Here is a 15,053-nt window from a genome sequence, read left to right as displayed (position 1 = left end):
CATCCTCGATCGACCGGCAAAACCTGCCGGATCAATACTCTTATTTATCAATTTCAACATTTCCATCAAGTTCATGTGTGTCGCTCTAGTCCTACAAGGCCACGCGCGAACACCTGATCCTCACTGCCGGGTCAAGCTGCCAACATGAGATATACGGTTACCGGCCACGGCCGGTGCCATTGGACGGCGACGCCCTGGCGCGCCCAATGACTCATCATCGGAGGAATTGTCCATGTTTGCGCACAACAAACGCTTGCAGTACACGGTCCGCGTCAGCGAACCGAATCCAGCCCTGGCGAACCTGATGCTGGAACAGTTCGGCGGCCCCCAGGGCGAACTCGCCGCGGCCATGCGCTACTTCACCCAGGCCGTTTCGGAAGACGATCCGGGCCGCAAGGACATGCTGTTCGACATTGCCACCGAGGAGCTCAGCCACCTCGAGGTGATCGGCCACATCGTCGCCATGCTGAACAAGGGCGCCAAGGGCCGCCTGGCCGAGGCCGTGGACAGCGAAGCCGACATGTTCAAGGCCATCACCGGCCCGGGCAACGACAGCCACATCACCCAGGTGCTGTACGGCGCCGGCACCCCGCTGGTGAATTCGGCCGGCGTGCCCTGGACCGCCGCCTACATCGACTCGATCACCGAGCCGACCGCCGACCTGCGTTCCAACATCGCAGCCGAGGCGCGCGCCAAGATCGTCTACGAGCGCCTGATCGCGCTCACCGACGACCCGGGCGTGAAGGAAGCGCTGGGCTTCCTGATGACGCGTGAAGTGGCGCACCAGAAGTCCTTCGAGAAGGCGCTGTACGCCATCGAGCCGAACTTCCCGGCAGGCAAAATGCCGGCCGACCCGCGCTTCGCCAGCGTGTACTACAACATGTCGCAGGGCCCGGGCGAGATGCGCGGCCCCTGGAACCAGGGCGCCGACTGGGACTTCGTCACCGACCGCGAGAAGCAGATGGCGGTCGACGGCGGCTCGGGCGAGGCCGAAGTGGCCCTGCCAAGCGGCGACATCGACATCCTCAAGCAGATGGCGATGCGCACCATGTCCGACCCGATGTCCTCGCCGCGCACCGGCGCCGAACTCGGTATGAGCATGCAGTCGGCCGGCGGTGGTACGATGGCAGGACAGTCCGTCAGCGCCATGGGTAGCGCCGAACTCGGCTCGAAAGGCGGCCAGCTCGACGACACCGGCATGAGCAAGCCCCAGGACAAGGGTACCGCCAAGGGCATGAAGGCAATGAAGAAGTAAGCACGCGCTGCGCGGCCCGCGCCAGGCGGCCGCGCGGTATTTCCTTAGGGTTTGCATGGATACGAATGCTGACAAAGCGCATGACAACCGGCTCATCGCAGTGCGCGCCCTGCTGCGCGCGCTGACTTTCCGCCGCGTCGTCGGCTTCCTCATCTGTGGCGTCGGCTGTATCCTCCTGCTCGGCAGCCTGGCCGAACAGATCATGAACGCGAATCCCAAGATGCGCCTTGCCCTGCTGGGCGGCGGCACCGCCGCGGCGGCCACCGCGCTGGGCACCTTGCCGGTCCTGTTCGCACAGAATTTCTCGAAACGCAGCTACGACTGCTTCCTCGGTTTCGGCGCCGGCGTGATGCTCGGCGCGACCGCGTTTTCGCTCGTGATCCCATCCATTGCCGCGGCCAAGGCCGCCGGCGCCGGCAGCTGGGAAGCGAGCCTGATGACCGGCGCCGGGATCATGGCGGGGGCGGGCGCGATCCTGCTGCTCGGCCGCGCCGTACAGTCCGACGGCATCCTCGACCGGGGCGATGCCGGGGTGTCGATCCGCCGCGCCTGGCTGTTCGTCTGGGCCGTGGCCCTGCACAACCTGCCCGAAGGGATGGCGATCGGCGTCGGCTACGCCGGCATCGACATCGAAAAGGCCAACGCGCTGGCCACCGGGATCTCGATCCAGGACGTCCCGGAAGGCCTAGTGGTGGCGCTGGCCCTGCGCACGGTCGGCTACAGCCGCCTGACCGCGGTCGGCCTGGGCGTCGTCTCCGGCCTGATCGAGCCGGTGGCGGCCGCCTTCGGCGTCGCGCTGATCGGCATCGCCGGCGGCTTGCTGCCCTTTGCCCTGGCGGCGGCGGGCGGGGCGATGCTGCTCGTGATCGTCAACGACGTGATTCCCGAATACCGCCAGAACGGCAACGGCACCTTCGCCAGCATCGCCCTGGTGTTCGGCTTCATCCTGATGACGGTGCTCGATACGGCGCTGGCCTGAGGGCTTGAGGCGGGGTCACGGGCTACGATCGCGGGTCCAGGTGCCGGACGAACCAGTCGGTCGCGGCCTGGGCGACTTTTTCGAGCTTGCCCGGCTCCTCGAACAGATGGGTGGCGCCGGGAATGACCAGCAGGCGCTTGTCGCAGCGCAGTTCGGAAAGCGCCTGGCGGTTCAGGTCGACCGCCACGCCATCGTGGCCGCCGACGATCAGGAGCGTGGGGGCGACGACGACGGCCAGGTCGGGACGCCCGCCGCGCGACACGACCGCCGCGATCCCCGAGCCGTCCCGCGCCGCCAGCTGCAATGCCGCGGCCGCACCGGTGCTGGCGCCGAACAGGCCGAGCGGCAGGGGCGCGGTGAGCGGCTCGGTGCCGAGCCAGGAGGCGGCCTGCCCGAGACGTTCGGTCAGCAGGGCGATGTCGAAGCGGCTTTCGTGGCTGCGGTCCTCATGTGCGCTGAGCAGGTCGAGCAGCAGGGTGCCGATCCCGGCTTCGCGCAGGCGCGCGGCCGCCATTGCGCGGACTATGGCGGCTGCTGCCGCTGCCGTGCGCGAACAGAACCATGCCGATCGGTGTTGCCGGAAGCTCGAACATGCCCTCCATCCGCGTCGCGCGGGCTGCAATCGTAACCAGTTGCCTGCGTGTCATGGCGCTCTCCGTGTGACTGGAAACTTTGACCTCCTCCTATGGCGAAGATTCACCGAGGATCTTGTATGCGGCGCTTGACTCGGTAAATATGATGGGCGTAATATGACTTTCATCATATTTTGGAGGCGCCATGAGCACATCGGCCAAGGCCAGCAAGCGCGAGCAGTCCCATCATCGTATCGTCGAGGCGGCCAGCCGGGCCGTGCGGCGCCACGGTTACGCCGGGGTCGGCGTGGCCGAGGTGATGAAGGAGGCTGGCCTGACCCATGGCGGCTTCTACGCCCATTTCGAGTCGCGCGATGCCTTGCTGGTCGAGGCGATCGAGCACGCCGGCGCCATCAGCAGTGCCATGCTGGACGAGCGCATCGCCGCGCGCATGCCGGAGACCGGCAATGTCCTGCAGGCGCTGATCGAGCTCTACCTGTCCGACGAGTACCTTGCGCATCCGGAGCATGGCTGTGTGGTCGGCGCACTGGCAAGCGAAATGCCGCGCCAGGAGGAGCCGGTGCGGATCGCCTCGGCGCAGCGCGTCGACCGCCTGGTGCGCCGGGTGGCGTCGGCCTTGCCGGAAGGCGCCGACCCATCCCTCGCAGGCGTGATTGCCGGCGCCCTGGTAGGTAACCTGCAACTGGCTCGCATCCAGGGCGATAATGCCGAGGGCAGGGCGGCGCTGGCTGCTGCCCGCCGGTCGCTGGTGGCCTTGTTCGCCTCTCGTCCTGCCTGATTTCGTCAGCCACCGGTGAAGGGGTGGCCAAGCTCGACGCTAGAATATGATTCAAATCATATGATGAGCATCATTTTTCTGAATCATAATATGATGAAGATCATATGAAAGTCATCATATTTCCCTGCTCATGCTCTGATACGAACGGAATGCCATGCACATCCAGAGCGACCGTCCTCGCCACCGGCGCCAACCGCGGATGAGCCGGCACTCCGCGCCGAGATTGCAGCGCAATGGCGGAGGCTCCTTCGTGAACGTGCTGCCGGGCGCGGGCTGGAAAAGCAATCCGGTGCTGGCGGGCTACGCTGTGACGCTGCGCGAGCAGGGCGCGCAAGTGCCAGGCGCGCACGTGGGAATGATCGACACCGGTCTGACCCGCGGTTTCGACCTGACCAAGCCGATGCCGAGCGACGTCGCCACGCGCGCCGTCAGGCAGGGACTTGCGGCCGCGCAGCCGCTCTGCACACTGGACTGAAGCAGTAAGGAGCCAAGAAAAAACGCCCCGGGCGCCAGGCGCCGCGGGGCGTTTTCACGTCAGGCTTGAAAACCTCAGTCGCGGATCTCCAGTGCGCGGTTCAGGCTGAGCGCCGCCAGCGAGCCGACCGCACCCGACAACAGGTACAGCGACACATAGCCCAGGCCGAAGTGCGCCGACAGTCCCAGTGCGACCAGCGGGGCGAAGGCCGCGCCGACCAGCCAGGCCAGGTCCGACGTCAGGGCCGCGCCGGTGTAACGGTACTGCTGCTTGAAGTTCGCGGTCACCGCGCCGGCAGCCTGGCCGTAGGAGAGGCCCAGCAGCGCGAAGCCGACCAGGATGAAGGTGTTCTGCCCGGTGACGCCGCCGTCCATCAGCGAAGGCACGGCGAGCGAGAACAGGCCGATCAGCACGGCCAGGGTGCCGAGGGTGGTGCGGCGGCCAACCCGGTCGGCGATGAAGCCGGAGGCAAAGATTGCCAGCACGGCCAGGCCGGCGCCCCACATCTGGACGACCAGGAACTCGTCCATCGGGCGGGTGTCGTAGAGCTGGATCCAGGACAGCGGGAACACCGTCACCAGGTGGAACAGGGCGTAGCTGGCCAGGGCGGCCAGGGCGCCGATGGCGATGTTGCTGCCCTGCGATTTCACCAGTTCGCCGACCGGGGCCGGGTCGAGCTCGTGGGCATCGAGCAGGCGCGAATACTCGCTGGTCGACACCAGGCGCAAGCGGGCGAACAGGGCCACGATGTTGATCGCGAAGGCGCAGAAGAACGGGAAGCGCCAGCCCCACACCAGGAAGTCGTCCTGCGACAGGTTGGCGAGCAGGTAGGCGAACAGGCCTGCGGCGATCAGGAAGCCGACCGGGGCCGCCAGCTGGCCCAGCATGGCGTAGAAGCCGCGCTTGTTTTCCGGCGCGCTCAATGCCAGCAGCGAGGGCAGGCCGTCCCAGGAGCCGCCCTGGGCGACGCCCTGGCCGATGCGCATCAGGGACAGGATGACGATCGCCGCCGCGCCGATCCGGTCATACGAGGGCAGGAAGGCGATCACGCAGGTACTGGTGCCCATCAGGAACAGGGCAACCGTGAGCTTGATTTCGCGGCTGAAGCGGGTCTGCAGCCACATGAACACCACGGTGCCGAGGGGGCGTGCGATGAATGCGAACGAGAAAACGATAAACGAGTAGAGTGTCGCTTCAAGCCGGTCGGCCCACGGGAAAAAAACCGCTGGGAACACGAGAACTGAAGCAATTGCGTAGACGAAGAACTCGAAATATTCCGAGGCGCGGCCAATGACCACGCCGACGGCAATTTCTCCCGGGTGGATCTCGCCGTCCCGGGCGTTGATGTTGCGAGCCCCGCTGGTAGGGTGGGTGATGGGAGCGGCACCTGCGCCGCCGTACGTCGTCGTGCTTTGCATATCTTCGTCTCCTTGGGGTCAACACGGCCTGCAGCAGTTTGAGCGCTGCACCCTGTTTCTATTGTATTTCTCGACAATCCCAGCGATGTCGTAATTGCAATATAGCAAGGGTGGGACAAAGTGTCCAATGGTTGCCGTAGGCCGTTGGCGTTACAGTAGCATGTTCTTATTCCCATGTAACGTTAGATACCTAGCATGATTCCTAAAATTGTCCGCCGCGGACTCCCATTACTTCCGCTTGCAGCGCTCGCCGGCTGCAACACGGTCGTCATGAATCCCACCGGCGATATTGCAAAACAGCAGGCAGACCTGATTACCATTTCTGTCCTGCTCATGTTGATCATCATCGTCCCGGTGATGATCCTGACGGTCCTGTTCGCATGGCGCTATCGCAAGGGCGCGAACGCGAAATACGAACCGGACTGGGACCACTCGACCAAGCTCGAGCTCGTGATCTGGGGCGCACCCCTGCTCATCATCATCGTCCTCGGCCTGATCACCTGGGTCTCGACCCACAAGCTGGATCCCTATCGTCCGCTCGACCGCCTCGACGAGAACCGCCCGATTCCGGCTTCGACCAAGCCGCTCGAAGTGCAGGTCGTGGCGCTCGACTGGAAGTGGCTGTTCATCTATCCGGAGCAGGGCATCGCTTCGGTGAACGAACTGGTCACCCCTGTGGACGTGCCGATCCGCTTCAAGATCACCTCGTCGACCGTGATGAACACCTTCTACATCCCGACGCTGGCCGGCATGATCTATGCGATGCCGGGCATGGAGACGACCCTGAACGCCGTGCTGAACAAGCCGGGCGACTACAAGGGCCTGTCCGCCAACTTCAGCGGCGAGGGCTTCTCGCACATGCACTTCGCCTACAAGGGCGTGACCGGCGGCGAATTCGACGCCTGGGTGCAGAACATGAAGTCCAGGCCGGGCCTGCTGGACCGCGCCGACTACCTGACCCTGGAAAAGCCGTCCGTGCGTGAGCCGGTGCGCTACTACGGCCAAGTGGAAACCGCGCTGTTCAACCGCATCCTGAACCGCTGCGTGGCCGAAGGCAACGTCTGCATGAACGAGCAGATGTCCCAGGACCACAAGCGCAACGCGATCGCGGCCGCGGCCAAGCGCCTGCCGAGCAAGGCCCAGCTGGAGCAGATGGCCCAGCTGGCGGAAGCGGAAATGTGCATCACGCCGGAAGCCGGTGGCCCGGCCGTCGGCATTCCTAACAATTCTGTGAAGAAGTAATCATGCAAGACTCTCTCGACCTGACGAAGCTACTCTTCGGTCGGCTCAACTGGGACGCGATTCCGTTCCACGAACCGATCCTGATCGCGACCTTCGCCGGCGTGATCGTCGGTGGCCTGGCCCTGGTGGCCCTGATCACCCACTTCCGCCAGTGGGGCAACTTGTGGAACAACTGGTTCACCAGTATCGACCACAAGAAAATCGGTATCATGTACATGATCCTCGGCATCATCATGTTCCTGCGCGGCTTTGCCGACGCACTGATGATGCGCGCCCAGCAGGCCTTCGCCTTCGGCGCCAACAAGGGCTTCCTGCCGCCGGACCACTACGACCAGATCTTCACCGCCCACGGCGTGATCATGATCTTCTTCGTGGCGATGCCGTTCGTGACGGGCCTGATGAACTACGTCGTGCCGCTGCAGATCGGCGCCCGCGACGTGGCTTTCCCGTTCCTGAACAACTTCTCCTTCTGGATGACTACCATGGGCGCCGTGCTGGTCATGGCCTCGCTGTTCGTGGGTGAATTCGCACGTACCGGCTGGCTGGCCTATCCGCCGCTGTCGGGCATCCTGGCAAGTCCGGGGGTCGGGGTCGACTACTACATCTGGTCATTGCAGATCGCGGGGGTAGGTACCTTGCTTTCCGGGGTCAACCTGATCGTCACCATCGTCAAGATGCGCGCTCCGGGCATGGGCCTGATGAAGATGCCGGTGTTCGTCTGGACCTCGCTGTGCACCAACATCCTGATTGTGATCACCTTCCCGATCCTGACCGCCGTGCTGGCCATGCTGGGCATGGACCGCCTGTTCGACACCGCGTTCTTCACGAACGACCGTGGCGGCAACGCGATGATGTACGTGAACCTGATCTGGATCTGGGGCCACCCCGAGGTCTACATCCTGATCCTGCCGGCCTTCGGCATCTTCTCGGAAGTCGTCTCGACCTTCTGCGGCAAGCGCCTGTTCGGCTATACCTCCATGGTCTATGCGACCTGCGTGATCATGGTCCTGTCCTACCTGGTGTGGCTGCACCACTTCTTCACCATGGGTTCCGGCGCGAGCGTCAACTCGTTCTTCGGGATCACGACGATGATCATCTCGATCCCGACCGGCGCGAAGATCTTCAACTGGCTGTTCACGATGTACCGCGGCCGTATCCGCTTCGAACTGCCGATGATGTGGACCGTGTCGTTCATGCTGACCTTCGTCATCGGCGGCATGACCGGCGTGATGCTGGCCATCCCGGCGGCCGACTTCGTGCTGCATAATTCGCTGTTCCTGATCGCTCACTTCCACAACGTGATCATCGGCGGCGTCGTGTTCGGCCTGTTCGCCGGCTTCAACTACTGGGCTCCGAAGATGTTCGGCGTCAAGCTCAACCAGTTCTGGGGCCACGTGTCCTTCTGGCTGTGGTCGATCGGCTTCTGGGTCGCGTTCACCCCGCCGTACATCCTGGGCTTCATGGGCGTCACCCGCCGCATGAGCCACTTCGAAGATCCGTCGATCCAGTGGCTGTTCCAGATTTCGCTGGTCGGCACCCTGATGATCGCCGGCGGTATCGGTGCCCTGCTGCTGCAGTGCTTCTTCACCTGGAAAAACCGCGCCAAGCTGCGTGACGTCACCGGCGACCCGTGGGATGGCCGTACGCTGGAATGGGCGACCTCGTCGCCGCCGCCGGACTACAACTTCGCGTTCACCCCGGTCGTGCATGACAACGACACCTTCGCCGACATGAAGAAGAACGGCTACCAGCGTCCGCTGAAGGACTTCGTGGCGATCCACATGCCCAAGAACACCTGGGCCGGCTTCGTCATCTCGGCACTGGCAGCGGTGGTGGGCTTCGGCATCATCTGGCACATGTTGCTGCTGGTCGCCGTGTCCTTCGTCGCCATGATGGCCGCGATCATCGTCCACACCTTCAACTACAAGCGCGATTTCTACATCCCGGCGGAAGAAGTGGCCCGCACCGAGGAAGCGCATACCCGTCTGATGAAGAGCTACGTCTGAAACGATTATGGCAAATAATGTAACCATGAACGGCGGCCTGACCGCCGACGAGGTGACCGCGCGCTACATGGTGCGCGAGCACCATCCGGAGCAGGGCACGCTGCTGGGCTTCTGGATCTACCTGATGAGCGACTGCCTCATCTTCGCGTCCCTGTTCGCCACCTACGCGGTGCTGGGCCGTAACTACGCCGGCGGTCCGACCGGCGCCGAGCTGTTCGACCTGACGCTGATCGCCATTAACACCGGCTTCCTGCTGCTGTCGTCGATCACCTTCGGCGTCGCGATGATCTCGGCGCAAGCCAAGAAGCTGGGCGCGACCCTGCTGTGGATGGGCGTGACCGGCCTGCTGGGCGTGGCCTTCCTGTCGCTGGAAATCTATGAGTTCCTGCACCTGATCCACCAGGGCGCCGGTCCGCAGCGCAGCGGCTTCCTGACCGCGTTCTTCGCACTGGTCGGCACCCACGGCCTGCACGTGCTGTTCGGCGCGATCTGGCTGGTGACGCTGATGGTCCAGCTGGCCAAGCACGGCATCAACACCGAGAACTTCCGCCGCCTGCAGTGCCTGTCGCTGTTCTGGCACTTCCTGGACGTCGTCTGGATCGGCGTGTTCACCTTTGTCTACCTGATGGGAGTGCTGCCATGAGCGACCACATCCACCACCACGAGGTCGATCACGACGGCCATACCAGCTTCGTGACCCATTACTCGATGAAGGATTACGCGATCGGCTTCGTGCTGTCGCTGATCCTGACCGCGATCCCGTTCTGGCTCGTCATGGGCAACGTGCTGCCGCCGGAGACGACGAAGTACGTGATCATGGGCTTCGCCGCCGTCCAGTTCGTCGTGCAGATGATCTACTTCCTGCACATGAACTCGAAGTCGGAAGGCGGCTGGAACATGATGGCGCTGATCCTGACCGTGGTCCTGCTGGTGATCGTGCTGGCCGGTTCGATCTGGGTCATGTCCCACATGAACGCCAACATGATGCCGGCCATGGGTGGTGCAAGCGACACCACCCACGGCATGCACGACATGCAGTAAATGCAGCACCCGCGCGACCAGCAGGCAGGTCCTGCCGCCCATCCGCCACGCAGCGCTTTCGCGCGGCGGATGCTGGCGGTGGCGGCCCTCCTGCTGCTCGCGCTTTTTTTTGCTCTCGGCACCTGGCAGGTGGTTCGCCTGCAATGGAAGCTGGACCTGATCGAGCGCGTTCAATCGCGCGTGCATGCGGCGCCTGTGGCGCTGCCTCCTCCGGACCGCTGGGCGCAAGTGACCCGCGAGTCCGACGAATACCGGCGCGTACGCCTTGCCGGGCACTACCTCTACGAACTCACCGCTCCCGTCCAGGCTTTGTCCGAACTGGGCGCGGGCTTCTGGCTGCTCACGCCGCTCTGTACGACCGAGGGCCAGATCGTCTTCGTCAACCGCGGCTTCATTCCCGCAGCAAGCAACAAACCCGGGACCTATCCCGCCCGCCGTGCCGCCGCCGATCCCTGCGCGCACGGTGGCGAACGGGTCGAGGTCACCGGCCTGCTGCGCATCAGCGAGCCGGGCGGCGGCTTCCTGCGCGAGAACGACCCGGCGAACAACCGCTGGTTCTCGCGCGACGTGCAGGCGCTGGCCGCTGCACGCGGGCTGCAGGGGGGCGCACCGAACGGCGCTCCTGTGGTCGCGCCGTTCTTCATCGATGCTGGCAAGAACCAGGATCCGGAGGGTGCGCCCGAGCGCGCCGTCGGCGGCCTGACCGTCGTCTCTTTCACCAACAATCACCTCGTCTATGCCCTGACCTGGTACGCGCTGGCCCTGATGGTCGGCGCTGCCTGGTGGTGGATCGGCCGTCACGGCGCTACAATGCGCGACGATGACTGACGCTACCCCACGGGCATGATCCAGAACCCCCTCGATTTCTTCGCCAAGGCGGCCCGCAGCTCGCCCCAGGCGGCCGCCGCGAACGTCGAATTCGCAGCCGGCCACAAGAACATGCTGCAGCTGATCGAGCTGCGCTGGATCGCGGTGATCGGCCAGGTCACGACCATCGCCTCGGCGATCCTGATCTTCGGGATCGAGTTGCCGCTGCTGCCCATGCTGCAGGTACTCGCCTGCCTGATCGCCTTCAACGTGGCCAGCCACCTGCGCTGGCACGAACGCCGGCCGGTCTCGAACAGCGAGATGTTCATGGCCCTGCTGGTGGACGTGGCCAGCCTGACCGTGCTGCTCTACCTGTCGGGCGGCATCACCAATCCCTTCGCCTTCCTCTACCTGCTGCAGGTGATCCTGTCGGCGGTGCTGCTGGAAGCGCTGTGGACCTGGACCATCGTCCTGATCACCATCGCCTGCATGGCCGGCCTGGCCATGTATGCCCAGCCGCTGGCGCTGCCGTTCGACCATGCGCGCGGTATCTCCAGCCTCTACATCCAGGGCCTGCTGGTGTGCTTCGCGCTCAACGCGGCGCTGCTGGTGATGTTCATCTCGCGCATTTCCGACACCCTGCGCGACAAGGCCGCCCAACTGGCGGCGCTGCGCCAGCAGGCCGTCGAGGAAGAACATATCGTGCGCATGGGCCTGCTGGCTTCCGGGGCCGCCCACGAACTGGGCACGCCGCTGGCCACGGTCTCGGTGATCCTGGGCGACTGGAAGCGCATGCCGCAGTTCCGCAACGACCCCGACCTGCTCGGGGAAATCACCGAGATGCAGACCCAGCTCCAGCGCTGCAAGACCATCGTCAGCGGCATCCTGTTGTCGGCGGGCGAGGCGCGCGGCGAGTCGGCTGTGCGCACCACCGTGCGCAGCTTCCTCGACGGCGTGGTGAGCAGCTGGCGCGGGAGCCGCCAGGTAGCGAGCTTCCAGTACAATAACCGTATCCTGGAAGACAGGCCGGTCGCGTCCGATTCGGCGCTCAAGCAGACCATCGACAACCTGCTCGACAATGCGCTCGAGGCCTCGCCCGACTGGGTCGGCCTGGACGCCATGATCGAGGACGGGATCCTGCACGTGATGGTCACCGACCGCGGACCGGGTTTCGCGCCGAGCATGCTCGGCCAGATCGGCAAGCCCTACCAGTCGACCAAGGCCAATTCGGGACGCGGCCTGGGCCTGTTCCTGGCCGTGAACGTGGTGCGCAAGCTGGGCGGTTCGGTGGTCGCCGCCAACCGGGCGGAGGGCGGGGCGCAGGTCAGCCTGCGGCTGCCGCTGGCAAGCATCGAACTGGAAGAGGAAGGCATTTGACAGACACTACTGAGCGCCTGCTGCTCATCATCGAAGACGACGAGGCGTTCGCGCGCACCCTGAGCCGCTCGTTCGAGCGGCGCGGCTACCGGGTGCTGGTCGCTCCGGGCCACGAGGAAGCGGCGGCGCTGCTGGCGGCGCATACGCCCGGCTACGCGGTGGTCGACCTGAAGCTCAAGGGCAACAGCTCGGGCCTGGCCTGCGTGCAGCTGCTGCACGAGCACGACCCGGACATGCTGATCGTGGTGCTGACCGGCTTCGCCAGCATCGCCACCGCGGTGGAGGCGATCAAGCTGGGCGCGGTGCAATACCTGGCAAAGCCGTCCAACACCGACGACATCGAGGCCGCCTTCGGGCACGTCGCCGGCAACACCGACGTCGAGGTCAGTAACCGTTCCACCTCCATCAAGACGCTGGAGTGGGAGCGCATCCATGCGGTGCTGGCCGAGACCGACTTCAACATCTCGGAAGCTGCGCGCCGCCTCGGGCTGCACCGGCGCACGCTCGCGCGCAAGCTCGAGAAGCAGCGGGTGAAGTAGGAGATCAAGCCATGAAATCGCGTCTGCTGCCGGCCTGCCTGGCCCTGTCGCTTGCCGCTCCGGCGCTGCAGGCCGCCGATCCTGTCGCTGCCGGGAAGGCCGCCTTCCAGCGCTGCGCCAACTGCCACCAGGTCGGGCCCGGCGCGCGCAGCAATTTCGGTCCGCAACTCAACGGCATCCTCGGCCGACGCGCCGGCTCCGCCGCCGATTTCGACTATTCGCCCGCGCTCAAGAAGGCCGGCTTTGTCTGGAACGAAAAGAACCTGGCCGCCTTCCTGCGCGACCCGGACGAGGTCGTCCCAGGCAACAAGATGCGCTTCTGGGGCTTGCGCAGCGAGCGCCAGATTGCCGAGCTGCTGGCCTACCTGCGCGCGCATCCGGCGGCGCCCGCCGGCGCCCGGTAGGCTGAGATGGGCCGGGAGCTTGGGACGGTGCGCGCGATCGCCGTGCGCGCGCCCGGCACGACGGCGCCGGCAAGCATGGAGCGTGTCCTGGCCGTGACCCGCTGCGGCCTCGCCGGCGACATGCACGCCGATGCACGCTCGCCCAGGCAGGTGCTGCTCGCCGGCGCGCCCGCCTACCGGTCGCTCGGGCTGCCCCCGCATACCTTGCGCGAGAATCTGCTGCTCGACGTCGACACCGCCGCCATGGCCTCCGGCACGGTACTGTGCATCGGCGCGCAAGTACGGCTGCGCCTGAGCTTCCAGTGCGAAGCCTGCGGCAGCCTGGACCGGCACGCGCCTGGCCTTGCGCGCGCCATCGGCGCTAGACGCGGCATCCTGGCACGGGTGCTCACCGGCGGCGAGATCAAGCTTGGCGATCCGGTCATCGTGCTGGAAGAGCGCCTGTCCGCGATGCCGGAAGACTGGCGCGAGCGCGTGGCCCGCGTCATCGAGGCGGTGCCGCCGGGACAGGTGATCGGCTATGCCGACCTGGCCCATGTGGCGGGCGTCCAGTCGAGCTATTGCCGGGCCTTTCCGCGCCTGCTCTCCCGGCTCGGGCCTGCATATGCGGCCAGGGCGGTGCCGGCCCGCGCCGAGGCGCACCTGCCGCGCTGGGATGGCGCCGACTATCATGCGCAGGCTGAAGTCTAGCCCCCCAGCTTGCTGAGGGAAAACGCGGCCAGGAAGCCGGCCACCGTGATCAGGCCGGCGAAATCGTGGGTCTCCTCGAAGGCCTCGGGAATCATGGTGTCGACCAGCATGGCCAGGATCGCGCCTGCCGCCACCGCGGTGGTCGCCGCCACCACCTGCGGCGGAAAATGGCGGAACACCGCGTAGCCGAGCAGGGCGGCGATGCCGGAGACCATGGCGATCCCGCCCCAGATCCCGAAGATGAAGCGCGCGGAGCGCCCGGCGCGCTTCATTCCAGCGGCACTCGACAGGCCTTCCGGAATGTTGGACAAAAAGATGGCCGCCACCGCGACCACGCTGACACCGCGCCCGCCCAGCATCGACAGGCCGATGACGATCGATTCCGGGATCCCGTCGAGCAGGGCGCCGACCGCGATCGCCGTACCGCTGCCTCCGTTCTCGCTGGCCGGGGGCTGGCAACCGGAGCGCTTGCGGTGGCGCGCGCCGCGGTGCGACAGCCACCAGTTGGCCAGCGTGTACACCGCGGCGCCGCCCAGGAAGCCCAGCGCCGTGGCGGGGAAGCCGCCGGTGTGGAAGGCGTGCTCCATCAGTTCGAAGGAGAGGGCAGAAATCAGGACGCCGCTGCCGAAGGCCATGACGGCGGCGATCAGGCGCTGCGGCACCGCGAGCCGGTAACCGAGCGCGGCGCCCACCAGCAATGCGCCGCCTGCCAGCAATCCCCATAATCCTGCCTGCAGCCATGTTGGCAACGTCATAGGCCCTCCCGCCCTGTTGCCGCGATTTTACGCACAGTAAGCCTGCTTTGAGGCACAATTGCGCTCTTTATAAGAAAAACGCCATGCGCATCCGGCTCTCGACCCCATCCGACACCGCCGTCTTGGCGGACATCTGGCGCGCCAGCGTGCGCGCCACCCATGACTTCCTGCTCGATGCCGACTTCCGCGAGATCGACACCCTGGTCTCCGAACACTACCTGCCGGCCACCCGCGTGTGGGTGGCGCTGGACGCAGCGGGCCGCGCCTGCGGCTTCCTGGGACTGAGCGGCGCTCACGTGGACGCCTTGTTCATCGACCCGGCCAGCCGCGGCCAGGGAGCAGGGCGCCGCTTGCTGGCGCATGCCGAAAGCATCGCCGGGCGCCTCACGGTCGACGTCAACGAGCAGAACCTGCAGGCGCTCGGTTTCTACCGTCACATGGGATTCGCGGCGACCGGACGCTCGCCGACGGATGACGCCGGGCGTCCTTATCCGCTGCTGCACATGCGTCAGGAATGAACCGCTCGCGCCCCATGCATATAAATACATTTGGACAAATTGGGTTGCCTTCGCACTATTTTTAGTCCATCATAGGTGGGTGGTGCCAGCCAGCAACGGCCCGGCACCCGATCAGCGATGAGGCGGTTGAGTCCGTTTCTTTTCGTCCCCCGCATCGTGCCGGGGGACTTTTTTCG

General features: G+C 65.4%; 16 protein-coding genes and 1 pseudogene. 14 read left to right on the top strand and 3 right to left on the bottom strand.

What is annotated here, in order from left to right:
- Positions 1-232: 232 nt before the first annotated feature.
- Together FG94_RS14015 and FG94_RS14010 are read left to right on the top strand one after the other, a co-directional pair.
- Entirely contained in the window at positions 233-1,255 is a 1,023-nt protein-coding gene (locus FG94_RS14015) for a manganese catalase family protein (protein WP_036212647.1), read from the top strand.
- 55 nt (positions 1,256-1,310) lie between these two features.
- Complete coding sequence (locus FG94_RS14010; protein WP_051996680.1) at positions 1,311-2,234, top strand: ZIP family metal transporter; 924 nt, start codon at positions 1,311-1,313, stop codon at positions 2,232-2,234.
- A 22-nt stretch (positions 2,235-2,256) separates the two neighbouring features.
- On the opposite strand, the pseudogene FG94_RS14005 reads toward FG94_RS14010, so the two are convergent.
- Positions 2,257-2,881 (bottom strand): annotated as a pseudogene (locus FG94_RS14005) (dienelactone hydrolase family protein).
- A gap of 130 nt (positions 2,882-3,011) precedes the next feature.
- On the opposite strand from FG94_RS14005, the gene FG94_RS14000 reads away from it, so the two are divergent.
- Positions 3,012-3,605: a TetR/AcrR family transcriptional regulator gene (locus FG94_RS14000; protein ID WP_036212646.1), complete on the top strand. Its 594-nt coding sequence runs from the start codon at positions 3,012-3,014 to the stop codon at positions 3,603-3,605.
- Positions 3,606-3,804: 199 nt separating this feature from the next.
- Complete coding sequence (locus FG94_RS13995; protein ID WP_152570982.1) at positions 3,805-4,080, top strand: hypothetical protein; 276 nt, start codon at positions 3,805-3,807, stop codon at positions 4,078-4,080.
- Positions 4,081-4,154: 74 nt separating this feature from the next.
- Here the strand turns inward: FG94_RS13995 and FG94_RS13990 are convergent, their stop codons facing one another.
- The gene (locus tag FG94_RS13990) at positions 4,155-5,498 is read right to left on the bottom strand and encodes an MFS transporter (protein ID WP_036212642.1); all 1,344 of its coding nucleotides are present in this window, start codon (positions 5,496-5,498) and stop codon (positions 4,155-4,157) included.
- Positions 5,499-5,693: 195 nt separating this feature from the next.
- Here FG94_RS13990 and cyoA point away from each other — a divergent pair, with 195 nt between their 5' ends.
- From cyoA to FG94_RS13945, 9 genes are read left to right on the top strand one after another with little or no spacing between them, the layout of a single operon-like run.
- The gene (cyoA, locus tag FG94_RS13985) at positions 5,694-6,740 is read left to right on the top strand and encodes a ubiquinol oxidase subunit II (protein WP_051996676.1); all 1,047 of its coding nucleotides are present in this window, start codon (positions 5,694-5,696) and stop codon (positions 6,738-6,740) included.
- A 2-nt stretch (positions 6,741-6,742) separates the two neighbouring features.
- Complete coding sequence (gene cyoB, locus FG94_RS13980; RefSeq protein WP_036212639.1) at positions 6,743-8,746, top strand: cytochrome o ubiquinol oxidase subunit I; 2,004 nt, start codon at positions 6,743-6,745, stop codon at positions 8,744-8,746.
- A 7-nt stretch (positions 8,747-8,753) separates the two neighbouring features.
- A complete protein-coding gene (cyoC, locus tag FG94_RS13975) occupies positions 8,754-9,389 on the top strand; it encodes a cytochrome o ubiquinol oxidase subunit III (protein ID WP_051996673.1) in 636 nt (211 codons plus the stop codon).
- Entirely contained in the window at positions 9,386-9,787 is a 402-nt protein-coding gene (gene cyoD / locus FG94_RS13970; protein ID WP_036212632.1) for a cytochrome o ubiquinol oxidase subunit IV, read from the top strand. Before cyoC ends, cyoD begins: the two co-directional genes overlap by 4 nt.
- Positions 9,788-10,615 carry an SURF1 family protein gene (locus FG94_RS13965; protein ID WP_036212630.1) on the top strand — a complete coding sequence of 276 codons (828 nt, stop codon included), beginning with the start codon at positions 9,788-9,790 and terminating at the stop codon, positions 10,613-10,615.
- A 15-nt stretch (positions 10,616-10,630) separates the two neighbouring features.
- Positions 10,631-11,971 (top strand): ATP-binding protein, encoded by a 1,341-nt coding sequence (locus FG94_RS13960; protein ID WP_081925992.1) that lies wholly within the window; start codon positions 10,631-10,633, stop codon positions 11,969-11,971.
- On the top strand, positions 11,968-12,510 hold the full coding sequence (locus FG94_RS13955) for a response regulator transcription factor (RefSeq protein WP_036212627.1): 543 nt from the start codon (positions 11,968-11,970) through the stop codon (positions 12,508-12,510). The genes FG94_RS13960 and FG94_RS13955 overlap by 4 nt, the downstream gene beginning before the upstream one ends.
- An 11-nt stretch (positions 12,511-12,521) precedes the next feature.
- Positions 12,522-12,914 carry a cytochrome c family protein gene (locus FG94_RS13950; RefSeq protein WP_051996671.1) on the top strand — a complete coding sequence of 131 codons (393 nt, stop codon included), beginning with the start codon at positions 12,522-12,524 and terminating at the stop codon, positions 12,912-12,914.
- Positions 12,915-12,920: 6 nt separating this feature from the next.
- Positions 12,921-13,604, top strand: coding sequence for an MOSC domain-containing protein (locus tag FG94_RS13945; protein WP_036212624.1), 684 nt, complete (start codon positions 12,921-12,923; stop codon positions 13,602-13,604).
- Here the strand turns inward: FG94_RS13945 and FG94_RS13940 are convergent.
- Entirely contained in the window at positions 13,601-14,359 is a 759-nt protein-coding gene (locus tag FG94_RS13940) for a ZIP family metal transporter (RefSeq protein WP_036212621.1), read from the bottom strand. The two genes, FG94_RS13945 and FG94_RS13940, sit on opposite strands and share 4 nt — an antisense overlap.
- 83 nt (positions 14,360-14,442) lie before the next feature.
- Here FG94_RS13940 and FG94_RS13935 point away from each other — a divergent pair, with 83 nt between their 5' ends.
- Positions 14,443-14,877 (top strand): acetyltransferase, encoded by a 435-nt coding sequence (locus FG94_RS13935; RefSeq protein ID WP_036212618.1) that lies wholly within the window; start codon positions 14,443-14,445, stop codon positions 14,875-14,877.
- Positions 14,878-15,053: the final 176 nt, after the last annotated feature.

This window comes from Massilia sp. LC238 (assembly GCF_000735635.1).
Classification (GTDB): Bacteria; Pseudomonadota; Gammaproteobacteria; order Burkholderiales; family Burkholderiaceae_D; genus Telluria; species Telluria varians.
The sequence above is the reverse complement of the archived record's forward strand: the minus strand, read 5'-3'. Positions and strand labels throughout refer to the sequence as shown.